Source organism: Tsuneonella mangrovi, from assembly GCF_002269345.1.
Lineage (GTDB): Bacteria > Pseudomonadota > Alphaproteobacteria > Sphingomonadales > Sphingomonadaceae > Tsuneonella > Tsuneonella mangrovi.
Map to the genome: position 1 here is coordinate 2415152 of NZ_CP022889.1, position 22925 is coordinate 2438076.

Annotated in this window: 23 protein-coding genes and 1 tRNA gene; 12 read left to right on the forward strand and 12 right to left on the reverse strand. The window is 64.2% G+C overall.

Translation table 11 applies throughout. The features are described 5' to 3' along the window. The first annotated feature begins 53 nt into the window (after window positions 1–53). The 5 genes from gcvT to CJO11_RS11780 are packed head-to-tail and all read left to right on the forward strand — an operon-like array spanning window position 54 to window position 5037. Window positions 54–1217, forward strand: coding sequence for a glycine cleavage system aminomethyltransferase GcvT (gcvT, locus tag CJO11_RS11760; RefSeq protein WP_240504485.1), 1164 nt, complete (start codon window positions 54–56; stop codon window positions 1215–1217). Then, window positions 1214–1585: a glycine cleavage system protein GcvH gene (gene gcvH, locus CJO11_RS11765; RefSeq protein WP_095012877.1), complete on the forward strand. Its 372-nt coding sequence runs from the start codon at window positions 1214–1216 to the stop codon at window positions 1583–1585. Before gcvT ends, gcvH begins: the two co-directional genes overlap by 4 nt. A 29-nt stretch (window positions 1586–1614) precedes the next feature. Continuing rightward, entirely contained in the window at window positions 1615–2976 is a 1362-nt protein-coding gene (gene gcvPA / locus CJO11_RS11770; RefSeq protein ID WP_095012878.1) for an aminomethyl-transferring glycine dehydrogenase subunit GcvPA, read from the forward strand. After that, the gene (gene gcvPB / locus CJO11_RS11775; protein WP_095012879.1) at window positions 2973–4568 is read left to right on the forward strand and encodes an aminomethyl-transferring glycine dehydrogenase subunit GcvPB; all 1596 of its coding nucleotides are present in this window, start codon (window positions 2973–2975) and stop codon (window positions 4566–4568) included. Before gcvPA ends, gcvPB begins: the two co-directional genes overlap by 4 nt. A 10-nt stretch (window positions 4569–4578) precedes the next feature. After that, window positions 4579–5037 carry an ABA4-like family protein gene (locus tag CJO11_RS11780; protein ID WP_095012880.1) on the forward strand — a complete coding sequence of 153 codons (459 nt, stop codon included), beginning with the start codon at window positions 4579–4581 and terminating at the stop codon, window positions 5035–5037. Window positions 5038–5085: 48 nt separating this feature from the next. On the opposite strand, the gene CJO11_RS11785 is transcribed toward CJO11_RS11780, so the two are convergent. Next, the gene (locus CJO11_RS11785; protein ID WP_095012881.1) at window positions 5086–5217 is read right to left on the reverse strand and encodes an entericidin A/B family lipoprotein; all 132 of its coding nucleotides are present in this window, start codon (window positions 5215–5217) and stop codon (window positions 5086–5088) included. A 101-nt stretch (window positions 5218–5318) separates the two neighbouring features. Here CJO11_RS11785 and CJO11_RS11790 point away from each other — a divergent pair, with 101 nt between their 5' ends. Next, a complete protein-coding gene (locus CJO11_RS11790; RefSeq protein ID WP_095012882.1) occupies window positions 5319–5555 on the forward strand; it encodes a hypothetical protein in 237 nt (78 codons plus the stop codon). Window positions 5556–5579: 24 nt separating this feature from the next. Here the strand turns inward: CJO11_RS11790 and CJO11_RS11795 are convergent, their stop codons facing one another. After that, on the reverse strand, window positions 5580–7103 hold the full coding sequence (locus tag CJO11_RS11795; protein WP_205651073.1) for a TadA family conjugal transfer-associated ATPase: 1524 nt from the start codon (window positions 7101–7103) through the stop codon (window positions 5580–5582). Between the two features lie 217 nt (window positions 7104–7320). Here CJO11_RS11795 and CJO11_RS11800 point away from each other — a divergent pair, with 217 nt between their 5' ends. The 5 genes from CJO11_RS11800 (at window position 7321) to CJO11_RS11820 (ending at window position 13570) form a co-directional block, all read left to right on the forward strand. Beyond that, window positions 7321–8616 carry an O-antigen ligase family protein gene (locus CJO11_RS11800; RefSeq protein ID WP_095012884.1) on the forward strand — a complete coding sequence of 432 codons (1296 nt, stop codon included), beginning with the start codon at window positions 7321–7323 and terminating at the stop codon, window positions 8614–8616. An 88-nt stretch (window positions 8617–8704) separates the two neighbouring features. Continuing rightward, window positions 8705–8896 carry a ribbon-helix-helix protein, CopG family gene (locus tag CJO11_RS11805; RefSeq protein WP_095012885.1) on the forward strand — a complete coding sequence of 64 codons (192 nt, stop codon included), beginning with the start codon at window positions 8705–8707 and terminating at the stop codon, window positions 8894–8896. Next, window positions 8893–9270, forward strand: coding sequence for a type II toxin-antitoxin system VapC family toxin (locus tag CJO11_RS11810; protein ID WP_095012886.1), 378 nt, complete (start codon window positions 8893–8895; stop codon window positions 9268–9270). The genes CJO11_RS11805 and CJO11_RS11810 overlap by 4 nt, the downstream gene beginning before the upstream one ends. Before the next feature lie 3 nt (window positions 9271–9273). Continuing rightward, window positions 9274–11097: a glutamine--fructose-6-phosphate transaminase (isomerizing) gene (glmS, locus tag CJO11_RS11815; protein WP_095012887.1), complete on the forward strand. Its 1824-nt coding sequence runs from the start codon at window positions 9274–9276 to the stop codon at window positions 11095–11097. Window positions 11098–11209: 112 nt separating this feature from the next. After that, entirely contained in the window at window positions 11210–13570 is a 2361-nt protein-coding gene (locus CJO11_RS11820; RefSeq protein WP_338064642.1) for a putative bifunctional diguanylate cyclase/phosphodiesterase, read from the forward strand. Between the two features lie 27 nt (window positions 13571–13597). On the opposite strand, the gene purQ is transcribed toward CJO11_RS11820, so the two are convergent. From purQ to CJO11_RS11835, 3 genes are all read right to left on the reverse strand, one after another. Then, entirely contained in the window at window positions 13598–14275 is a 678-nt protein-coding gene (gene purQ, locus CJO11_RS11825) for a phosphoribosylformylglycinamidine synthase subunit PurQ (RefSeq protein ID WP_095012888.1), read from the reverse strand. After that, window positions 14275–14514, reverse strand: coding sequence for a phosphoribosylformylglycinamidine synthase subunit PurS (purS, locus tag CJO11_RS11830; protein ID WP_095012889.1), 240 nt, complete (start codon window positions 14512–14514; stop codon window positions 14275–14277). The genes purQ and purS overlap by 1 nt, the downstream gene beginning before the upstream one ends. Before the next feature lie 87 nt (window positions 14515–14601). Next, window positions 14602–17481: a M16 family metallopeptidase gene (locus CJO11_RS11835; RefSeq protein ID WP_095012890.1), complete on the reverse strand. Its 2880-nt coding sequence runs from the start codon at window positions 17479–17481 to the stop codon at window positions 14602–14604. Between the two features lie 98 nt (window positions 17482–17579). On the opposite strand from CJO11_RS11835, the gene CJO11_RS11840 reads away from it, so the two are divergent. Beyond that, on the forward strand, window positions 17580–18458 hold the full coding sequence (locus CJO11_RS11840) for a diacylglycerol/lipid kinase family protein (protein WP_095012891.1): 879 nt from the start codon (window positions 17580–17582) through the stop codon (window positions 18456–18458). Between the two features lie 3 nt (window positions 18459–18461). On the opposite strand, the gene purC is transcribed toward CJO11_RS11840, so the two are convergent. From purC to infA, 7 genes are all read right to left on the reverse strand, one after another. Continuing rightward, the gene (gene purC, locus CJO11_RS11845) at window positions 18462–19268 is read right to left on the reverse strand and encodes a phosphoribosylaminoimidazolesuccinocarboxamide synthase (RefSeq protein WP_095012892.1); all 807 of its coding nucleotides are present in this window, start codon (window positions 19266–19268) and stop codon (window positions 18462–18464) included. A 125-nt stretch (window positions 19269–19393) separates the two neighbouring features. After that, window positions 19394–20710, reverse strand: coding sequence for a cation:proton antiporter (locus CJO11_RS11850; RefSeq protein WP_095012893.1), 1317 nt, complete (start codon window positions 20708–20710; stop codon window positions 19394–19396). Window positions 20711–20774: 64 nt separating this feature from the next. Then, window positions 20775–20850 (reverse strand) — tRNA-Phe (locus CJO11_RS11855). Between the two features lie 104 nt (window positions 20851–20954). Then, window positions 20955–21131: a DNA gyrase inhibitor YacG gene (locus tag CJO11_RS11860; RefSeq protein WP_095012894.1), complete on the reverse strand. Its 177-nt coding sequence runs from the start codon at window positions 21129–21131 to the stop codon at window positions 20955–20957. Beyond that, window positions 21128–22084, reverse strand: coding sequence for an Rne/Rng family ribonuclease (locus tag CJO11_RS11865; RefSeq protein WP_095012895.1), 957 nt, complete (start codon window positions 22082–22084; stop codon window positions 21128–21130). Before CJO11_RS11865 ends, CJO11_RS11860 begins: the two co-directional genes overlap by 4 nt. Next, window positions 22077–22655: a Maf family protein gene (locus tag CJO11_RS11870; protein WP_095012896.1), complete on the reverse strand. Its 579-nt coding sequence runs from the start codon at window positions 22653–22655 to the stop codon at window positions 22077–22079. Before CJO11_RS11870 ends, CJO11_RS11865 begins: the two co-directional genes overlap by 8 nt. Before the next feature lie 21 nt (window positions 22656–22676). Further along, on the reverse strand, window positions 22677–22922 hold the full coding sequence (infA, locus tag CJO11_RS11875) for a translation initiation factor IF-1 (RefSeq protein ID WP_057883479.1): 246 nt from the start codon (window positions 22920–22922) through the stop codon (window positions 22677–22679). Window positions 22923–22925: the final 3 nt, after the last annotated feature.

Sequence of the window (22925 nt, forward strand, 5' to 3'; positions counted from 1 at the left end):
AGCGGTTTTCAAGATGCCTGTCCGGGCATCGCCGCACGTGTCGGGATTCTGATTTGAGCGATATCGAAGAGACAGTCGAACTGGAGGCATTGCCGCTCGACGCCTGGCATCGCGCCAGGGGTGCGCGGATGGTGCCGTTCGCGGGTTATGAAATGCCGATCCAGTACGAAGGGATTCTGGCGGAGCACCAGTGGACCCGCGAGCACGCCGGTCTGTTCGACGTGAGCCACATGGGCCAGCTCGAGGTTTCCGGCGACGGCGTCGAGGCAGCAATCGAAGAGGTGCTTCCGATCGACCTGGCGACGCTCAAGCCGGGTCGTCAACGCTATTCGCTGCTGCTCGCCGAAAACGGCGGGGTGCTCGACGATCTGATGATCGCGAACCGTGGTGGCACCTACTATCTTGTCGTCAACGGCGCGACCAAGTGGGACGATATCGGTCACTTGCGCGAACTGCTTCCGGATCATGTGACGCTGAACCACCTTGCCGACCATGCCCTGCTGGCGTTGCAAGGGCCCGAAGCGGCGCAGGCGCTGCAAAGGTTGGACATCCGCCCGTTCCTCCCCGGATGGCCGGATGCGGCCGGCCTCACCTTCATGGATGCCGGCCCCTACATGTGGGGCGACGTGCCGCTGGGGATCAGCAGATCGGGCTACACGGGCGAGGATGGTTTCGAGATTTCCGTCCGCGAGGCCGACGTCGAGACATTGGCCGAGGCGCTGTGCGGCCTGCCCGAAGTCAAGCCCATCGGCCTGGGCGCACGCGATTCGCTGCGGCTGGAGGCGGGCTTGCCGCTCTACGGCCACGACATGACGCCCGATACTTCACCGATCGAGGCCGGTCTCGCGTTCGGGATCAACAAGCGCCGCCGCGTTGAAGGGGGATTCCCCGGCGCAGAACGCATCCTGCGCGAGCTGTCTGAAGGTACCGCGCGCAAGTGGGTCGGCCTTGCGCTCGATGGCCGGATGGCCGCGCGCGAAGGGGCGGAGGTCTACTCCGGCGATACCAAAGTCGGCACGGTCACATCGGGCGGCTTTTCGCCCACGCTCGGCCACCCGATCGCGATGGCTTACGTCGATGCGGCCCACGCCGCGCCCGAGACCCCGCTCGAAATCGAAGTGCGCGGCAAGCGCCTGCCCGCCAAGGTCGTGCCGACGCCGTTTGTCCGTCATCGTTATCACCGCCCCAAACGCAACCAGACCGGAGCTGCCAAATGACCCGTTATTTCACCGAAGACCACGAATGGATCGAGGTCGATGGTACCAGTGCAACCGTCGGCATCACCGACTACGCGCAGAGCCAGCTGGGCGACATCGTGTTCGTCGAAACGCCCGACGCGGGTGCAGCGCTGACCAAGGGCGGCGACGCCGCGGTGGTCGAAAGCGTCAAGGCCGCCAGCGATGTCTATTCACCGGTCAGCGGGACCGTGACTGAAGGCAATGCACAGCTCGAGGAAGACCCCGCGCTGGTCAATACTGCGCCCGAGGGCGAGGGCTGGTTCTTCAAGTTGACGATCGCCGATCCGGGCGAGCTCGATGGCCTGATGGACGAAGCGAAATACAAGGAATTCGTGGACGGTCTCTGAGCCGCTCCACCCAAGCTCAAGGACCGCGCATGCGCTACCTGCCCCTGACCGATACTGACCGCGAGGCGATGCTGGGTGTGATCGGCGCGCCGACGATCGACGCGTTGTTCACCGACGTTCCGTCTGATCTCTACCTCGACGGCCCGATCGACGGCCTGCCGCTCCACGCCAGCGAGATGGCGGTCGAAAAGCACATGCGGCACCTGTCGAAGAAGAACCTTGCAGCGGCCGATGCGGCGTTCTTCCTCGGCGCGGGGGCCTATCGCCACCATGTGCCCGCCACGGTCGACCACCTGATCCAGCGCGGCGAATTCCTGACTGCCTACACGCCCTATCAGCCGGAAATCGCGCAAGGCACGCTGCAGATGCTGTTCGAGTTCCAGACGCAGGTCGCCAAGCTCTATGGCTGTGCAGTCGCCAATGCATCGATGTACGACGGCTCGACTGCGTGCTGGGAAGCCGTCGCGATGGCCGGGCGCGTGACGAAAAAGAAGCGCGTGGTGCTCTCGGGTGCCCTGCATCCGCATTACGCGGAAACGGTCAAGACGATGGCCAGGTTCACCGAGGACGAGATCGCCGATGCGCTCCCATCGCTGACCCCGCAGCCCGACAACGCCGGCCTGATTGCGCGGATCGACGAGCAGACGAGCTGCGTGGTGGTGCAATATCCCGACATCCTAGGGCGCATCCCCGATCTCGCCGAGCTCGCTGAAGCCGCGCACGCCAAGGGCGCGCTGCTGATTGCGGTCAACACCGAACCGGTGGCGCTGGGCGCGATCAAATCTCCTGGTGAACAAGGCGCGGACATCGTGGTGGGCGAAGGCCAGTCGATCGGCGTGGGGCTGCAGTTCGGCGGGCCGTATCTCGGCCTGTTCGCGGTGCGCGATCCCAAGCACGTGCGCCAGATGCCGGGTCGCCTGTGCGGCGAGACCGTCGATGCCGAAGGCAAGCGCGGGTTCGTGCTGACGCTCTCCACCCGCGAGCAGCATATCCGCCGCGAGAAAGCGACCAGCAATATCTGCACCAATTCCGGCCTGTGCGCGCTGGCATTCTCGATCCACCTGACCTTACTCGGCGAGAAGGGATTGCGGGCACTGGCGGCGGAGAATCACCGCCTTGCGTGTATCGCTGCCGACCGGCTGGCAAAGGTGCCGGGGGCGAAAGTGCTCAACGACACGTTCTTCAACGAATTCACGGTCCTGCTGCCCAAGGATGCGCGCGAAATCGTCCGTGCGCTGGCGCACGACAGTGTGCTCGCCGGAGTCTCGCTCGGACGTTTGTTTCCGACCGTCGACGCGCTGTCGGGCGGGCTGGTCGTCGCTGTAACCGAAACCACCACCGAGGAGGACATCGAAACGCTGGGCAATGCGCTCGAGGAGGTTCTGGCATGACCACTCCCAACCAGAGCGGCTGGAGACCGACTTTGACGCTCGATCGCCGGGCGGGCGGAACCACCACCACCGGCAACAAGGCGCTGATGCTGGAAGAGCCGCTGATCTTCGAAATCGGCAATTGTGAGACCGCCGGCGTCGACTTGCCCGAACCGAGCGGTACCAAGGACCGCTTGGGCGGTTTCGCGCGCAAGGAGCAGATTGGGCTGCCAGGCCTTTCGGAGCCGGAAACGGTGCGTCACTACACCCGTCTCAGCCGTCAGAACTATGCCATCGACCTGGGGCTGTTCCCGCTCGGCAGCTGCACGATGAAGCACAACCCGCGCCTCAACGAGAAGATCGCTCGGATGCCCGGTTTTGCCGACGTCCACCCGTTGCAGCCAGTCGATACCGTGCAGGGTGCCCTCGGCGTGATCAACGAACTGGCGCAGTGGCTCATCAAGCTCACCGGAATGCACGGCGTGGCGATGACCCCCAAGGCGGGCGCCCACGGCGAGCTGTGCGGGATCCTGTGCATCCGCGCTGCGCTTGAAGCCAAGGGTGATGCGCGCGAAGTGATCCTGGTGCCCGAGAGTGCGCACGGCACCAACCCGGCCACTGCGGCGTTCGCCGGCTACCGGGTTGAGAATATCCCGGCGACGCCAGCGGGGCGTGTCGATGTCGCGGCGCTCAAGGCGCGGCTGGGGCCGGATGTGGCCGGAGTGATGATCACCAACCCCAACACCTGCGGCCTGTTCGAGCCCGACCTGAAGGAGATATCCGACGCGGTCCACGCGGCGGGCGGCTACGTCTATTGCGACGGGGCGAACTTCAACGCGATCGTCGGCCGGGTGCGCCCGGGCGACCTCGGCGTCGATGCGATGCACATCAACCTGCACAAGACTTTCTCCACCCCGCACGGCGGCGGCGGTCCGGGGTCGGGTCCGGTGGTGCTGAGCGAGGCGCTGTGCCCCTATGGCCCGTTACCGTTCAGCGAACTCCACGCCGACGGCACGCTGTCGCTGGTCGAGGAAGAGACCGCCGGAGAGCGCCACCCGCACAGCTTCGGTCGGATGAGCGCGTTCCACGGGCAGATGGGCATGTTCACCCGCGCGCTGGCCTACATCCTCAGCCACGGGTCCGATGGCCTCCGGCAGGTTGCGGGCGATGCGGTGCTCAACGCGAACTACGTGCTGCGCGCTTGCGAAGACGTGCTCGACGCGCCGTTCGCTTCGAGCGGACCGTGCATGCACGAGGCGCTGTTCAGCGATAAGGGTTTCGCAGAAGGCATGACCACGCTCGATCTCGCCAAGGGCATGATCGACGAAGGCTATCACCCGATGACGATGTACTTCCCGCTGGTGGTCCACGGCGCGATGCTTGTCGAACCGACCGAAACCGAGAGCAAGGCGGGGCTCGACCAGTTCATCGCCGCGCTGCGCTCGCTGGCCGAGCGGGCACGGGCAGGGGATGAAAGCCTCAAGGTCGCACCGATCCACGCACCGCGGAGGCGGCTCGACGAGACGCTCGCGGCACGAAAGCCGGTGCTGGCGTGGCACGAGCCGTCGCCCGCGGCGGGGATACCGACCCTGAGCGAGCAGGGCGGCAGCTAGGAGACGCACGATGTGGCAAGCGATGTTCTCGGTTACCAACGCGCTCGCGCTTGCCATGTGGGTTGTGCTGGTTGCCTTGCCGCGGCGGCCGTTTCCGCTTGCGCTGGTGCTCTACGGCGGGGTCGCGCTGCTGTGCCTCGCCTACACCGCAGGGCTGGCGCTCGTGGTATCGCAAGGCGGGCTGGATTTCGCCAGTTTCACGACCATCGAAGGGGTCCGTTCGATATTCGCGACCGACGCCGGGGTGGCCATCGGCTGGACGCACTACCTCGCGTTCGACTTGTTTACCGGGCTGTGGATCGCGCGCGACGCCGATGCGAAAGACTTCTCGCGGTTGGTGCAGGTGCCGTTCCTGTTGCTGACCTTCATGGTCGGCCCGGTCGGGCTGCTCGCATGGTTCGTGGCGCGCGAGCGCAAGGCGCGCGGCCCTGGCGGCTGGAGCCGCAAAGGCCGGAACTTCGCCGGATAACTACTAATCGGGCGAGCGCTGCTCGCAAGGGACGTCGCGCGATTGCCGCTAGTGCATCGCGTCCGAACCGGCCTGACCGACCGACTGGATATCCTTGCCCATGCCCTTCACGGTGTTGCATGCGGCGGTGCTCAATGTGATCGCGGCGATGCCCAGGGCGATCAGGATCTTGCGTGTCATGGGTTCTCCCCTTGGTCTCGACTAAGTTGATATAATCCAATCGCGCGAAAAACGTGCGAACAAAGTGGCGGTTCCCGCAACCGTTCCCATATCACTCACCGATGATCGCTGCCCTGCACAACCTAATGACGTTCGCAAGCGACGCGCAGATCGCCGCCGCGTGGGGCGGGGCTTTCCTGCTGGTCGCGGCGCTCGCGCGCGTGGCCGAGTGGCGCCGGATCAAGCGTGCACGGATCGACCGGGTCGGCTGGGTGCCGTGGACCGGGATATTCCTGACCTGCGCGGTGATTGGCGCGTCCTTGATGGCGCTTTCGGCGAAGGGGCTAGTCGCTCACTAGCGCCAGGGACCTTCGTCGGACGAATTAGAGGCAGGCCTCCAGATAGGCCTGGTCGAACCCGAACTGACGCGCCTTTTCCAGGGTATAGGGGCGCAGGCCGCTGGCGCGGAATTCACCGAGGATCTTGCCGTCTTCGCTCTCGTCGAGATACTCGAACTTGAACAGTTCCTGCGTAACGATCACATCGCCTTCCATGCCGATGACTTCGGTCACGTTGGTGGTGCGACGCGAACCATCGCGCAGGCGCTTGACCTGCACAATGATGTCGACCGATTCCGCGATCTGGCGGCTGATGGCTTCCTTCGGAATCTTGATGTCGCCCATCAGGATCATGTTTTCCATACGGCCGAGGCATTCGCGCGGGCTGTTGGCGTGAAGCGTACACATCGAGCCGTCGTGGCCGGTGTTCATCGCGGCGAGGAGGTCGAAACACTCCGCACCACGAATTTCGCCCAGGATGATGCGATCGGGGCGCATACGTAGGGCGTTCTTGACGAGGTCGCCGATGGTGATTGCGCCCTGGCCTTCGAGGTTCGGCGGGCGGGTTTCGAGCGGCAACCAGTGCGGCTGCTGCAAGCGAAGTTCGGCCGCGTCTTCGATCGTCAGCACGCGTTCGCCCGGGTCGATCATCTTCGACAGGGCGTTGAGCATGGTCGTCTTACCCGAACCGGTACCGCCCGAGATGACGATGTTCATCCGGCATGCGCCCGCGATTTTCAGCGCTGTGCACATTTTCTCGTTCATCGAGCCGAAGTCCTTGAGCATGTCGAGCGTGATCGGCTTCTCGGAGAACTTACGAATCGAGATTGCGGTGCCGCGAAGTGACAGCGGCGGGACGATGACGTTGACACGACTGCCGTCCTTGAGGCGGGCATCGGCCAGCGGAGTGGTCTGGTCGACGCGGCGGCCGACCTGGTTCACGATACGCTGCGCGATCTGGAACAGGTGCTGCTCGTCGCGGAAGCGGATCGGCGCGATGACCAGCTTGCCCTTCTTTTCGATGTAGGTCTGGTCGGGGCCGTTGACCATGATGTCCGATACGTCGGGATCGCTGAGTAGCTCTTCGAGCGGGCCGAAGCCGAGCAGCTCGTCGATCAGCACCTTTTCGAGCGCAAACTGCTCGCGGCGGTTGAGCGTGACCTTGAGCTCGGCCAGCACTTCCATGATGATCGGGCGGAATTCTTCCGACAGCTCTTCCTTCGAGAGTGTGGCAGCCGCCTCCGGGTCGACGCGTTCGAGCAGGCGCGGCAGCACCTGTTCCTTGATCTTGTGGACGCTGGCTTCGAAGCCGCCGACTTCCTGTTGCTCGTGAACCGCGTTCGAACGGTCGGCCAAGCGGCTCATCGCGTCGCCCTTGTTGGGCGCGGCTGCAGGCATCGCTTCAGCCGGGCTGGCTTCGCCGGGCAGCGGCGGGAATTGCTCGCCGCCTGAAGGGGACTTCTGGCCGCTGTCTGCCGAGCCGCCCTTCATCGGGCGCGCAACGCCGAACGACGGACGCGCTCCGGGCTGCATCCCACCAGGTCCGCTCTTGCGTCCAAATGCGCTCATCAATACCCCCCGGGCGATTCAATTCGATCTTGGCACCGATAGACCGGTGCCGCGGCAAACGGCCGCTTCCGAATGATGGTGAATAATTCGGAAAGCTTATTTTTTCCTAAAAATCGCATTCAGCATCCGGCCGATTTCGACCCGGTCGGGCCTTGCGCGATCCAGACCATATTATCGTTGACAGGAAATTAACGCGGACACGCTAGCGCGTCGGTGCATGACCGCTCGTTCGCTTTCCTGGCGCCCGTCGCCGTTGGCCTGGTTCACAGGCCTGGGCCTGGGCGCCCAGCTCGGCATCGTTTTCGGCCTCGTCATGCCGCTCGTGTCGGCCATGCTGTTCCCTACGTGGGTGCATACGATGCCGCTCAAATGGGAAGAGCGAGCACGCCTGCTCGAGCTGCATTTCGTGTTCAGCGAGATCGTAGTGGTGGCCATCGCCTATCGCCTCGGCATGGATCGCGACGCGATGTGGCGGATGCTGCCGCGCGATATCCGACGTGCCACCGTCGTGCTGCTTGCCGCGATGTTCACCAGCAGCACGTTCCTCGCAAAATATCCGTCCGACGCCTTGCTTCAGTCGATCATTACGGTCGCGCATCTCTATTTTGCGATCGCGGTCTTCTATCTCGCACGGTTGCGGCCCAGCGACGACTGGGACGATTTGCTACGCTGGCTCGCGGGCGGACTGATCGTGTTCGCCTTCCTCACGTGGTGGAAGTTTAGCTTCCCACCGCCTCCCACCAGCGTGCCAGGAGGCGCGATCGAGTGGAGCTTTGCACTGCCGGGCTACATAAGCGTTCGCTATCTCGGCACCTGGACCGGAGCGATTGCAGCGGGGCTCGTGGTTCGGCTGCTATATAGTGCCGACACGAACAGGTTGACCGCATGGCACCTGCTGTACCTGTTTGCCGCTGCCTTCACGGTGTGGACGGGAACCCGCGCCGCAATCCTGGGGATGTGCGGGGCAGTGGGCCTGTTCGCCGTGCTCAAGCCTGGCCTACCCGCACGCCGGCATGTCGGCATTGTCGCCTTGCTGACCGCGATTGCAGTGCTTCTTGCATGGATTTTCCGGTTCGATGATCCGGTGTTCTGGCTGTTCAACCTGGTCGATGTATCTTCAGTCAGCCGGTTCGTGAACCGGACGGTCTTGTGGCACGCGACAATCGTGCGGTGGCTCGATTCTCCGTGGCTTGGTTGGGGAACCGGTTCGGTATTCTTCGAAGTGTTCATCGGCTGGTCGCACACACAGCCGCATAATGCGTTCCTGCAGTTCCTGTTCTCGTGGGGCATCGTGGGAGCAATCCCGGCATGCTGGATCTTGGGTCGGGCGGTCGTCTCCGCACACCGGTCGGCGATGAAGGACAGAGCGCGTTGGCCGCTGCTGGCTATCGTTTACGCGCTGCTATGGATGAGCATGGTCGATGGGGCTCTCTACTATCCTCGGTTCGTCATCATGATCGTGGCTGGGCTGGCCATGCTGATCGCGGCAGACAGGCCGTCCGAACTCGCCTGAGCGACGCATTTGCCCTGCGAGCCTGATTCCCAGAGATAATGGAGATCTGGGTTGCTTTGATATATTGATATGATATCTATATATCATAATGGCCCGAATCCTCGCAGACCTTCCCGATGACGATATCCGCTGGCTCGACCAGTTGGCGCAGGAGCAGGGAAAGTCACGCGCAGCGGTCTTGCGTGAAGCGGTTGCTGCCTATCGCGGGAGTACGGGGGGCGAAGGGATCGAGCGTTTCTTCGGGATTTGGCGAGATCGCAGTGACGGTCAGACGTCATGACCGAGGCGGTGTTCGATACCGATATCCTGACTGACGCATTGCGCAACGTGCGGCCCGCGCAATCCGAACTGATGCGCTATTCGCAGCGCTATATCAGCCGGTTGAGCTGGATCGAGGTCATGATCCAGTCGATGCCCGACGATAGCGCTCGCACCGAAAGCTATCTCGATCATTTCCGGATAATCGAAGTCAGCGAAGATGTTGCCAGGCAAGCTGCGACCTTGCGTTCGCAGCGCCGCTCGCTCAAGGCGCTCGACGCTATTGTCCTGGCATCGGCCCAGACCACAGGCCGTGTGCTGGTCACCCGCAACACCGCAGATTTCCCGGCCGAAATGCCGGGGGTCCGCGTTCCCTATACTGTGAAGGACCTGTAATTCATGTGCGGCATCATCGGCATCGTCGGCAAGGATGAAGTGGCGGACCGACTGGTCGACGGCCTGAGGCGGATGGAATACCGCGGTTACGATAGCGCGGGCGTTTGTACGGTGCACGACGGGAAGCTCGTCCGTCGTCGGGCCGAAGGCAAGCTGGCCAACCTCGTGCGCGAGCTCGCGTCGAGCCCCGCTCCTGGCACGATCGGCATCGCTCACACCCGCTGGGCCACCCACGGCGCGCCGACTGCGGCCAACGCCCACCCACACGCCACCGAGTACGTTGCGTTGGTCCACAACGGAATCATCGAGAACTTCAAGCAGCTGCGCGATGAGCTGGTCGCCGCAGGTCGTACGCTGGAAAGCGAAACCGATAGCGAAGTCGTCGCACACCTGATCAGCCAGCAAGTCGAAAGCGGTGCTTCGCCGCAAGACGCGGTCAAGGCGGTCCTGCCACGACTGCGTGGCGCATTCGCTCTGGCGATTGCGTTTCGCGACGATCCCGGGCTGCTGATCGGCGCCCGACTCGGATCCCCGCTGGTGATCGGCTACGGAGAGGGCGAGGCCTACCTCGGCTCCGATGCGCTCGCACTCGCGCCACTGACCCAGCAGATCGCCTACCTTGAAGAAGGCGACTGGGCGGTAGTGACGCGCGACGGGGCGCAGATATTCGATGCCGAAAACAACCTGGTCGAACGCGAAGTGACAACTTCGGGCGCATCGGCAGCGGCGGTCGAGAAAGGCAACTTCCGCCACTACATGCAAAAAGAGATCTTCGAGCAGCCCACAGTCGTTGCGCAGACCTTGGCGAGCTACATCCGCCGTTCGGACAACACGGTCGCACTGCCGCAGATCGATTTCGACCTGTCGGCGGTCAATCGGGTAACGATTGTCGCCTGCGGTACTTCTTATTATGCTGGAATGGTCGCGAAGTACTGGTTCGAGACCTTTGCGCGGGTTCCGGTCGATATCGATGTCGCGAGCGAGTTTCGCTACCGCGACCCGGTGCTCGAGGAAGGCGGCCTCGCGCTGTTCATTTCCCAGAGCGGAGAGACCGCGGACACGCTGGCTGCGCTGCGGCACTGTAAGGCAGCAGGCCAGACGATCGGTGTGGTGGTCAACGTCCCCACCAGCTCGATGGCGCGCGAGGCGGACTTGTTGCTGCCGACCCACGCCGGGCCGGAGATCGGTGTTGCCAGTACCAAGGCGTTCACCTGTCAGCTCGCAGTTCTTGCGGCACTGGCGGCGCATCTAGCGGTGAAGAAGGGGCGGATGGACAGCGCAGAAGAACAAGCGGTTGTTCGCCACTTGCTCGAAGCGCCCGCCGCTCTCAACGCCGCGCTCGACCATGACGACGATATCGCAAGCATGGCGCACCTCATCGCGCCGGCGCGCGATGTGCTCTATCTCGGGCGCGGACCGGATTATCCACTGGCGCTCGAAGGCGCACTGAAACTCAAGGAAATCAGCTATATCCATGCCGAAGGCTATGCCAGCGGCGAAATGAAGCATGGCCCGATCGCGCTGATCGACGAAGCGGTGCCAGTGATCGTGCTCGCACCCTCGGGTCCGCTGTTCGAAAAGACCGTGTCGAACATGCAGGAAGTGCGTGCGCGTGGCGGCAAGGTCGTGCTGATTTCGGATGAGGAAGGGCTGGCCGAAGCGGGCGAGGGATGCCTGGCGACGATCGCCATGCCCAAGGTGCACTCGCTGATCGCGCCGCTGGTCTACGCGATCCCGGTTCAGTTGCTGGCCTATCATGTCGCCGTCGCGAAGGGCACCGATGTCGACCAGCCGCGCAACCTGGCGAAGTCGGTGACGGTCGAATAAGGCGAAATCCGATCATCTCGTATGGTTAATTCCGGGTTCCCGGCGGATCGAATTTTTCTGTTTTAGTTCTGCAGTTTACTGCCGAATAACTATTCTCTCGTAATGTCGCCCGGTGAACGAATACCGGCGTACCCCCGATGTCAGTCCGGACGGTCTTCCGTTTCTGACGATTCTCGGCCTGCGCGATGCGGAGGACGATGACTGGGGGCGCCTGCGCGGCATGCAGTATGCCCAGCTCCAGAAGACCATGTGGTTGCGGATCGTTGTCCATGCGATCAACGCGGCCATCATCCTTTCGATCTACATCGGCAAGGCACCCGCGACTGCACTGGTAGCCTTCGTCTCGGCGCTTGTCGTGGCGCTGACGATCAATGCACGGTCGGACAAGATGTTGGCCGATGCCGAAGGGCGCAGGATTTCGACCAACGAAGTGCGGCAAAAGTCGATGGGAGCGCTGTTGGTGGGGCTCGCCTGGTGCGTGCCCCTGATTGTGTTCGCTCAGTATGGCGGCCCAGCCGATCGAGCCGCCGCTTTCATGATCGTCGCTGGATTGCTTGCCGGGTCGGCGCTCATCAATGGGGTTGTTCCGCTCACGACAGTGATCTTCGGAGCGGTGACTGGACCTGTCGCGATAGGGGCTTTCGCTTGGTTCGGGGACTCGGGCCTTGCCCTGATCGCTGCAGGCTTCCTGTCGATGATTGCCATCGGCACGACGAAAGTGGCGCACGTCTATCTCAAGGCGTGCATCGCCGAAGCCGGGATGGCGGAAAAGAGCGAGGTCGTGTCGCTTCTCCTGCGCGAATTCGAGGAAAACCAGGCCGATTGGCTGTGGCAGATCGATACCAATCGGATCGTCCGTTCGGCCAGCCCGCGATTTGTCTTCGCGCTCGGCAAGCCGGTTGAAGAAATTGAAGGCAAGCCCTTCCTGCAGCTCATTTCGGGCGAAGCATGGGAGACCGGCCAGTTCGCGCCGAGCCTGCATGAGCTGGCCGAGCACCTGAAGCGTCGCGAGAGCTTCTCAAACCTGATGGTCCGGGTCACGATCGGGCGCGAGCATCGCTGGTGGGAGCTTTCGGGGACTCCGATGCTCGACGACAATGGAACCTATCTCGGCATTCGCGGAGTTGGATCCGACGTTACCGAACAGCGCGAATCGACCGAGAAGATCGCCTATCTCGCGCGCTACGATACCCTGACCGGGCTGCCGAACCGGCTCATGCTGACCGAGGCGCTGGGCGACGCCTTGCGCTTCGTCGAACAATGGCGCACCCGCTGCGCGTTCCTGATGATCGATCTCGACCGGTTCAAGGCGGTCAACGATTCTCTCGGACACCAGGTCGGTGACAAGTTGCTGGCGCAGGTTTCCGCGCGGCTCAACGAACTGGTCGGAGAAGACAAACTGGTTGGCCGGCTGGGCGGCGATGAATTTGCCATCGTGATCCGCGATGCATCCGACAAGGCCGTGATCGACGTAGTGGCCCGCCGCGTGATCGAACGTCTTTCGCAACCCTATCACGTCGACCAGCACACGCTCTACGTCGGGGCCAGCGTCGGTTCGGCTATCGGTCCGCGCGATGGCGGCACGGTCGAAGAAATCATGCGCAATGCCGACCTCGCGCTCTACCGCGCAAAGGACGAGGGCGGCGGCGAGCACTTCAGCTACGAGCCGGCCCTCCACTCCAACGCCGAGGAGCGCCGCCAACTCGAGTTCGCGCTGCGCAGCGCGCTCGAAAAGCGGGAACTCGAGCTCAACTACCAGCCCGTCGTGGATGCAGTGACCGAAGAAGTCGTCAGTTTCGAGGCGCTGGTGCGCTGGAACAGCGGCGACCATGGCTCGGTTAGCCCGGTGAAGTTCATTCCGCTGGCCGAGGACACCCGGCTGATCGTGCCGATCGGCGCGTGGGTGCTGGAGCAAGCGTGCCGAGAAGCGACCAGCTGGCCGGAACACGTGCGGGTGGCGGTCAACGTCTCGCCCGAACAGCTGTTCGAGCCCGATTTTCCAGCCACGGTCGTGCGTGCCTTGTCAGCCAGCGGGCTCGAGGCCGCTCGGCTAGAACTCGAAGTGACCGAGAGCATATTCGTGCGCGATTCAGGAGTTGCCGCCAACGCGCTCGAGCAGGTTATGGCGCTCGGCTGCACCGTCGCGCTCGACGATTTCGGGACCGGCTATTCTTCGCTCGGTTACCTGCGCAAGCTGAAATTCGCGACGATCAAGATCGACAAGACTTTCGTCCAGGGCGCGGCACAAGATTCCGCCGAGAGCATGGCGATCATCCGTGCGGTGGTGGCGATGGCAGACAGCCTGGGAATGACCACGACCGCCGAGGGCGTCGAGAACGCAACCGAGGCGGAATTGATTCGTGCGTTGGGCTGCTCGAAGATCCAGGGCTATCACTTCGGGCGCCCGATGAATGCCGAGGAAACGTTGAACGTGTTCCGGAGGAAGCGCCCTAACGACCGGCTAACCGCCTGACCGCGGGTCACTACCGGTTCGGCGCAGTCAGGAATCCACCAGGCCCTTGATCGCGCTTTCGAACAGTGCGCGGCCGTCGCTACCGCCCAGTTCGGGCTCGATCGCCCGTTCGGGATGCGGCATCATTCCCAGCACGTTGCCCGCCTGGTTGAGAATGCCGGCGATCGAGCGCTGCGACCCGTTGACTTCGTCGGCGTAGCGAAATGCGACGCGTCCTTCTCCTTCGAGCCGGTCGAGCGTCTGCGTGTCGGCGAAATAGTTGCCGTCGTGGTGCGCGACGGGGATGTTGATCGTCTGGCCCGCTTCATATCCGGCGGTGAACAGCGACTGGCTGTTCTCGACCGTCAGCGGCACGGTGCGGCAAGTGAACGTCAGCTGGGCGTTGCGCATCAGCGCGCCGGGTAGCAGTTCGCTTTCGGTAAGGACCTGGAAGCCGTTGCACACGCCGAGCACCGGAACTCCGCGGCCGGCAGCAGCGATCACCGCACGCATGATCGGGCTGCGACTGGCGATCGCTCCGCAGCGCAAGTAATCGCCGTAGGAGAAACCGCCCGGGATCGCGATGAAATCGACACCTTCGGGCAAGTCCGCGTCGCCGTGCCAAACCCGGATCGCAGGCTCGCCCGAGACCTTTTCCAGCGCAACCGCCATGTCGCGATCGCAGTTGGAACCGGGAAAGGTGATCACTGCGCCGCGAAATGCCATCACGCCGTCTCCAGCTTCTCGATGCGGTAATTTTCGATCACCATGTTGGCGAGCAGCTTGCGACACATGTCGTCGAGCGCCTCGTCGGTGGTGTCGTCAGCCACGTCCATTTCGATGAAGCGGCCGACCCGCACATCGTCGACTCCGGCGAAGCCGAGCCCTTCGAGCGCATGGTGGACGGCGCGGCCCTGCGGGTCGAGCACCCCGGGCTTGAGCGAAACATAGACGCGGACTTTCATCGGCGGCCTTTCGTGGCGGTAATAGGCAGGGCGCGGGACTCGCGCGCCCTATGGCGCGAACCGTCGCCAACGGCAAGCGCCCACGTATCAGTTGTTCGCAGGCGGCTCGGTATCGCCGGGCTTGGGCAGAGCGAGGATTTCGACCGCCTGATCGGGGCGGAGGAACCGTGCCGCAGCTGCTTCGACGTCGGACGCGGTCACTTGCCCGATCAGCCCGGGCATCTCCGCGAAGCGTGCAATCCGGTCTGGACGGGTCTGCGCCCGCGCGACCAGCCGCATCCACCCGCCGTTGCTCTTGAGCGCGTTGGCATAGCTTTCGAGCAACGGCTGGCGCGCGCGGTCGAGCGTATCTGCCGACACTGGCTCCCTCGCCAGCCGTTCGATCACCGCGCGGATAGCGGCTTCCGACACGGCGACATCCTTCACGTCGACCGACGCGTAGATCGAGAATGTCCCGTAATCGATCCAAAGGTCCGAGGGATCGCTGCTGGCGCCGGGGCTATAGGTCTTTCCGAGCCGCTCGCGCAGTTCCTCCTGCAACTCGATCTGCACCACCCGTTCGAGCATCTCGAGCCGCGCATCTTCTGCGGCGTTGCGGTCGTCGACCGTTGGCCAGACCATCGCGATCAGCGCCTGGTCCGCCTCACCGGTGTGATAGATCACGTGGCGGGTGCGTTGGTCGGTGAACGGCCTGTGGCGCAGCGCAGGAGCGTCGTCGAAGTCCGCTGCGCGAGACGGCAGCGCGCCGAGCGTTTTTGCCACAAGGGCGATGGCCCGGTCGGGATCGAAATCGCCGACCAATGCCAGCTCGATCGCGCCATGCTGGAGGTTGCCGGAAATCGCATCCTTGAGTTTGGCGAAGGTCAGCGCTTCGTAGGCGCTCTGCGGCTGGAGCGTGAAGCGCGGGTCCCCGCCGGACAGGATGCCACCGATCGATGTCCCGAGCGCGCTGCCCGGCGTTGCGTCCTTGCGCTTGAAGTAGTCGTCGATCGAGCGGTGGAAGCGCACTTGTCCTTCGATCCGGTAGCCCGGATCGGTGATCGCGGCGGCAAGCAGGTCGAGTTGCCGCGGGAGATCCTTGGGGATCGTTCCGCCGCTCATCACAAACGCATCTCCGCGATTTCCGATCGAGAATCGCACCGTGCGCCCGGCAAGAATCGATTCGATCTCGTCCTGCGAATGCTTGCCGAGCCCGCCCATTGGCAGGCTCGAAACCATCGCTGTCGCCAGCGGGTCCTGCTTGGTGTTGAGCAGGTCGCCGCCTGCGATCGCCAAGTGAAACGAAATACGGTCCTTCGCGAGGGTCGTCCGCTTGAGATCGAGCCGGACCCCGTTGGCAAAGCGGATTTCACGGATCCCCAGCTTGGGCGTCGTCACGTCCGAAACGACCTTGCCGGGGGTGCCGAAATCCGAATAGCCGAAGTCCTTGAGCGCCTTGGTTACGGGCGGGGCGAGCGGGGCGGCCATTGCGGCGGTCCACGTCGCGCGCAGCGCACCGGCACCTCCGTTGGGAGCGACGCGCCCTTCGAAGCGGATCATCGGATCGTCGAGCGGCGCGGCGTCGGCCTTGAGGGCAGCGAGCACCGCAGCCGGAGTGATTTGCGGCGCGAAGGCATTGAACCGTTCAAGCGAACTTTGCGGGGTCGAGGGGACAAGTCCATCCTCGATCAGGCTATCGGCCGCGGACACTAGTGCCGCATTGCTGCGGGTATCGGCAGAGCCGGCGGCGTTGACCTGTGCTGCGCGCTGGCGGGCGACCTGCTCGGCCACTTCGGCATCGCTGAAGCCATAGCTCATAGCCTGGCGATAGACCCGCGCCGCCGCTTCGAGGCCCTTCTGCCAGCCGCCGTCGACCGTGTTGATAACCAGGTTGGTCATCCGCCCGGATTCGAAGATGTCGCCGGTGCCGAACCCGGCACTCCGGAATGGCGGATCGTCACTCCGTGCGAGCTGGCTCAGCCGCCGGTTGACGATCGCATAGCCGATCTGGCGCAGAAGGTTCTGCCGCCGCTCGGCCACCGAATCCGGGCGGTCATGCCAAGCTTCCATCCGGGTGGCGGTGACCTTCTCCGACAGTGCCGGATCGAGAAACACGTCGGTCAGCCCCTTTCGCGCCGGATCGATCGGCCCGGTGACCGGTGGCGGAGGAGGCGGGGCAGCCGTCCAGCTCGCGAATTCGGCGCGGATTTTCGCCTCGACCTTGGCCACGTCGATATCGCCGACGACGATCAGCACGGCGTTCGAAGGCACGTAGTTGCGCGAATAGAATGCCCGCAGCCGCTGCGAATTGGCGGCATCGATCGTTTCGGTCGTGCCGATCGGCAAGCGCCGGGTATAGCGCGCGTCGGGCGTGAGGAATGCCCACTGGTCCTCTACGTCACGCAGCGAGTAATTTGTCCGGTCGCGCTTTTCCGACAGGATCACGCCGCGTTCGCGATCGATCGCATCCTGGGCCAGCGTCAGGTTGCTGGCGGTCTCTCGCATCAGCATCAGCGCGGTATCGATCATGTCGGGCGCGACGTTGGGCAGGTCGAGCTTGTAGGTGGTTGCTTCGAACCCGGTGGAGGCGTTGGTGTCGGCACCGAACGCCAGCCCCTTGCGCTCAAGCAGCTTGACCATCTCGCCTTCGGGAACGTGGGTCGATCCGTTGAAGGCCATATGCTCGAGGAAGTGCGCGAGCCCGCGTTCGTCGGGGGTTTCTTCCAGTGAGCCCGAGCCGATCCGCAGCCTTACAAGTGCTGTGCCCGCAGGGGTTTGGTTGTGCCGCAGCGCGTAGCGCATTCCGTTGGGCAGCGTGCCGAAAGTCCACGCCGGATCGACCGGGATATCGCTCTGCCGGTAGGTCCACTGGTGGTTTTCCGCCGGTCCGTTGTCGGGCAGCGTGGCCAGTGTCGGGGGCGTTTCCGCCTGCAGCGAAGGCGTGATGGCAAGGGCGAGGGCGGCGACCGCAACAGCAACAAAGCGCATGGCCAGCGCCTTTGCCCCTCAAATCGGGCGAAGACAAGGCAGGCAAAGCGAAGGATTTTTACCGATTTGCTCACTCGCCGGTGCTAGGGGCGGCGGCGATGGAGATGGACCTCGTCTACAACCCGATGGCGGGCAGTTTCAGCGAGCGCCGCTTGCTGGCGCTGGTGCGCGCGCTGGAGCGGCAAGGCGCGAACGTCAACCTGCTTCCGACCCGGGCGGACGGAGCCGTGCTTTCGGGCAAGGCCGACCTGGTCTGCGTACACGGCGGCGACGGGACCTTGCGCGATACCGTGCAGACATTGGGGGGTGATGCGGGCAAAGTGCCACTTTGCATTGCTCCGTCGGGCACGATCAACCTCGTTGCGCGCGAGCTCGGCTACGCCCGCGATCCGCGCAAGTTCGCGCGCCAGGTTTCCGAGGCATGGGCGCGCGGGCCCGATGGCTGGATCGATGCACCGCTCTACACGCTCGGCGGAATGCCGGTTGTCGCGTGCCTTTCGATCGGGGCGGACAGTCACGCGGTGGCCGAGGTGTCGGGTGCGCTCAAGAAGTGGATCGGGCGGCTCGCGTATGTCGTGGCGATCATGCGCCAGCTGCGCCGCTGGCCGCGCGAGAAGCTGGCGATCAAGGGTGAACTGGCCGACGGCACGCCGTTCGAAACCACCGCCGAAGCGGTGATCGCCAGCCATGGCGCGCTCTATGCGGGGCCCTTCCGCTTGTCGCCGCGCGCAGCCTTGCAGGCGGATTCGGTCGAGCTGATCACGCTCGACCGTTCGTCGCGCATGACGACGCTGGCGTTCGCGCTCGCGGCCTTGCTGCGCATGCCGATCGCGCGGCTGGGGCTGGCCGAAATCCGCACCGTTCGCCGGGTCACCTTTGATCGTTGCGTCAGCCCGGTGCAGGTCGATGGCGATCACATGCCCGATTGCGCCTATGCCATCGGGCCCAGCGGGATGAGCTTGCGCTACGTGATCTGACGGTTACTTTTTGGGCTTGGCCTTGCCGCGTAGCCGGCCGCGGTGAGCGGACAGGTCGAAGACCTCGCCCGGGCCGCCGTCGTCGTTCTGCAGCAGGCCGAGACGGCGAGCCACTTCCTGGTAGGCCTCTTCCTCACCGCCGAGGTCGCGGCGGAAGCGGTCCTTGTCGAGCTTCTCGCCGGTCGCTAGATCCCACAGGCGGCAGCCGTCGGGGCTGATTTCGTCGGCCAGGATGAGGCGCGAATAGTCGCCGTCCCACAGTCGCCCGAATTCGAGCTTGAAGTCGATCAGGCGGATGCCGATCGCGGCGAACATCCCGCTCATGAAATCGTTGATCCGGATCGCCATGCTGGAAATGTCCTGCATCTCCTCGTGGCTCGCCCAGTTGAAGCAGGCGATTTCCTCTTCCGAAACGAACGGATCGCCGAGCCCGTCGTCCTTGTAGCTGTATTCGAGCAGCGTGTGCGGCAGCGGTTCGCCTTCCTCGATGCCGAGGCGCTTGCACAGCGAGCCGGCAGCAACGTTGCGCACGATCACTTCGAGCGGAACGATCTCGACCTGGCGGATCAGCTGTTCGCGCATGTTGAGGCGGCGGATGAAGTGCGTCGGGATGCCGATATGCGCCAGCCGCGTGAAGACATACTCGCTGATGCGGTTGTTGATCACGCCCTTGCCGTTGATCGTGCCCTTTTTCTGGGCGTTGAACGCGGTCGCGTCGTCCTTGAAATACTGGATCAAAGTGCCCGGTTCGGGGCCTTCGTAGAGGATCTTGGCCTTGCCTTCGTAGATCTGGCGGCGGCGGGTCGACATGGGCGGTTACCTCAGGGGTGAAACACGATGCCCCGGCGGGCGAGTCGCGGGTGACTCGCGCGATGCCGGGGCGCAGCCGCGCCCATAGGCAAACGGGCGGTCAAAAGCAATCTGTGCGAGCGCGCCTAGTAGTCGCTACCCATGCCGATCTTCTCCGGTTCCGGTTCGACCGAGGGCAGGTGTTGGCGTTGCAGCCGTTCGATCATCTTGCCGAGCGTGGCGCGCTGGACGAGCACGGAGAACAGCACTGCAGCGAAAGTCGCTGCCAGCAGCAGGTTGCGCGTGCCGCCTTCGGGCAGCGACAGCACCAGCGCGATCGAGATGCCGCCACGCAGCCCGCCCCACCACAAAACGCGCACCGCGCCGGGAGCATCGAGGCTGACCCCGGGCACTGCCTTGACCATCGCCCCGACCGAGACTGCGCGGGCAAGCAGAGTGATCGCAATCGCGGCAATCCCCAGTACCAGGTGTCCGCGACCGGGTACGAGGGCGATCATCTCAAGTCCAATCAGCAGGAACAGCACCGAGTTGAGCATCTCGTCGACCAGTTCCCAGAACTTGTGGACGTAATCGGCAGTGGTGTCGCTCATCGCGTGGGCCACCCCCTGGTTGCCGATCAACAGCCCTGCCACGGCCATCGCCAGCGGGCCGGAGACGTGGATCGCGCTTGCCAGCGCATAACCGCCCATCACGATCGCCAGCGTGATGAGCACCTCGAGCGTGTATTCGTCCATGCTCGCCAGCGCCTTGTAGCCCAGCCAGCCGAACACGAGGCCCACCAGCACCCCGCCGCCGGCTTCCTCGGCAAACAGCTTGGCCCCTTCGGCGATGCTGAAGTCAGCCCCGGTCACCGCTGCGCCGAGCAGGATCGTGAACACCACGATGCCGACGCCGTCGTTGAACAGGCTCTCCCCCGCGACCGCCGACTGGAGCGAGTGCGGCACGTTCTCTTCGCGCAGCACGCCGAGCACCGAGACCGGGTCGGTCGGGCTGATCAGCGCGCCGAACACGAAATACCAGATCGGCGCGATCGGCAATGCCATCAGCGCACCAACGCCCCACATCAGCGCGCCGACGATCAGTGTCGAAATGATCACCCCGACGGTCGAAAGCAGCAACACCGGCGCCCAGTCGCGCTTCAACCGCTCCAGATCGACGTGCATCGCCCCGGCAAACAGCAGGAAGCTGAGCATCCCTTGCAGCAGGGTGTCGGTGAAGTTCATCTCGTGGAGCAGGTTCGCGACCCAGTCGTCGAGCGTAATCCCGGGGATCAGCGCATTGGCCAGCATCACCGAGAGCGAGGCGAATGCGCCCATTACCGTCAGGCCGATGGTGTGCGGCAAGCGGATGTAGTGGTGATTGATGTAGCCGAAGATCGCCGCAGCGACGACGAGGATTGCGGCGATATCGAACGCTTCGAGGGCTTGGGACGTTTCGTGCATCAGGCAGCCTTAGCGCGCGTGCGTAAGGCCGCCAACGCTAACCAATCGATCGCCGGGAAGGGTGTGGTGCCCAGGGGCGGGATCGAACCACCGACACTGCGATTTTCAGTCGCATGCTCTACCAACTGAGCTACCTGGGCAGGTCACCTGCGCGCGGGGCCAATTGCCGCCGGGCGGTTGGAGTGCGGCCCTATGGCCAAGCGAGCGCGGCTTGGCAAGGGGGGAATCGGCCCGCGCGCCCTGCTCAGTCGGAGTCCTCGCCGCGCACGATGTCGTCGGGGCTCGCTGGCGGGCCGGGGACGGCATAGCCATCGTTGAACCACTGCGCGAGGTCGCGGTCGCGGCAGCGCTGCGAACAGAACGGTGCGAACGCTTCTTTGCGTGGCTTCTTGCAGATCGGGCAAGGGCGAGGGGAAGTCATCGCGCCACTAGCTGGGCGTGCGGAGCCTCTATGGCAAGGGCGGGATCGGTCTCGATCCGCACCTCTCGGCCCGTTCGGCGCGTGAGTTCGGAGAGCCACTCCGGCGTGAACCTGGCGGCGAGTGCCGGGTGGACCGTCAGCAAGGTCGCACCCGCTCCGTCGAGATGCTCGGCGCGGCGCAGGGCGAGCCTTGCTGCTGCCGCCGCTCGCGAGGTGGCCAGCCGGTGCAGCAGCGACGGCCCTTCGAGCCGGGCGACCAGTTGGACGAAACCGAAGCCGTTCATCGCGGTGCGCTCGTGCGGCCAGTCAGCCAGCGCCTTGGCCAATGCCTCGTCCACCGCGCGCCGACCGGCCTTGTCGGCGATCGTCGGAAAATCGATCCCGATCGAGCCGCCGAGATCGAACCAGCGCAGCGCCTGTGCGAGCGGTTCGACCGCAGCCAGCGCGAGTTCGCGTGCGGGCAGGTCGCCGTCGATGTCGATCACTGTCATCGCCGGGGTGACGGACAGCAGCAACGCGGCGCCATTGAAAGCGATCTCGCTCGAAGCGGCAGCGCTCCAGACTTCTTCCCAAAGTCCATCAGGAAACCGCCGGACCGTCTTGGAACTGCCGAATACGGTGTTGCTGCGATTCGCGTCGATCGTATCCGCTGGACGAGCAGCGGGGAGCTTGTAACGCCCGCGCTCGGCGATCGCGCCGCGTGTGACCACGAGGGGCAGTGTCGCCCCTTCCTGGGCATCGCGCGGCAGGCGATCGATCAGCACTTGCCGTCCGTCGGCGGTCTCTCCCACGCCCTGCGAAGCACCTGCTTCCTTGCGGACCAATTTCGCTTCGATGGGATCCTCGGCGCAGAATTCTCCTGGCCAGCGGACCTTTGCGGACAGCACCCTGTCGTCTTCGACCAGCAGCGCGCGCTGTTCTCCGATCCCGTCTTCGACGAGCCACTCAGGCAATGGGAAATCCTGCGGCTCTAAGCAGCGCGCGGGTCTCGAAAAGCGGCAATCCGACAACGCCCGAATGGCTGCCTTCGATCCACGCAACCAGCCCTTCGGCAGCGCCTTGGATCGCATATCCACCGGCCTTGCCGTGCCATTCGCCGCTGGCGAGATAGGCATCCAGCTCAGCGTCGGACAGCCGTTTGAAGCGTACGGTCGTCTCGCTCAAGCGCTCGCGAACAGTGCCATCGGGCCCGCGCAAGGCGATCGCCGACAGCACGCGGTGCCGCCGACCCGAAAGCAGTTCGAGGCACTGGCGCGCGGTTGCTTCGTCTTCCGCCTTGGGCAGGATGCGGCGACCGGCGGCGACAACTGTGTCTCCTGCCAGCACGAATGCGCTGTCTTCGGCGGCAGCTTCGGACTTCTCGCGCGCCATCCGGCGGGCATAATCGCGGGGCAGTTCGGCCTTGTGTGGCGTTTCGTCGATATCGGCAGGGGCGACGCGATCGGGGGTAATACCCAGCCGTGCGAGCAGTTCGCGCCGCCGGGGGCTGGCCGATGCGAGGACGAGTGTGGGGTTATCGGGCACCGGGCCGTCCGGCCGCGGCGCTTACTGCGGCCCCGGGCCGCCGCGTCCCGGCATGAAGCGGTAAGTGATGCGGCCCTTGGTCAGGTCGTAAGGGGTAAGCTCGACCAGCACTTCATCGCCAGTGAGCACGCGTATGCGGTTCTTTCGCATCTTGCCGGCGGTGTGGCCGAGGATCTCATGGCCATTTTCGAGCTCTACCCGGAACATCGCGTTGGGCAGCAGTTCGACCACCTTGCCGCGCATTTCGAGGAGTTCTTCTTTTGCCATCTA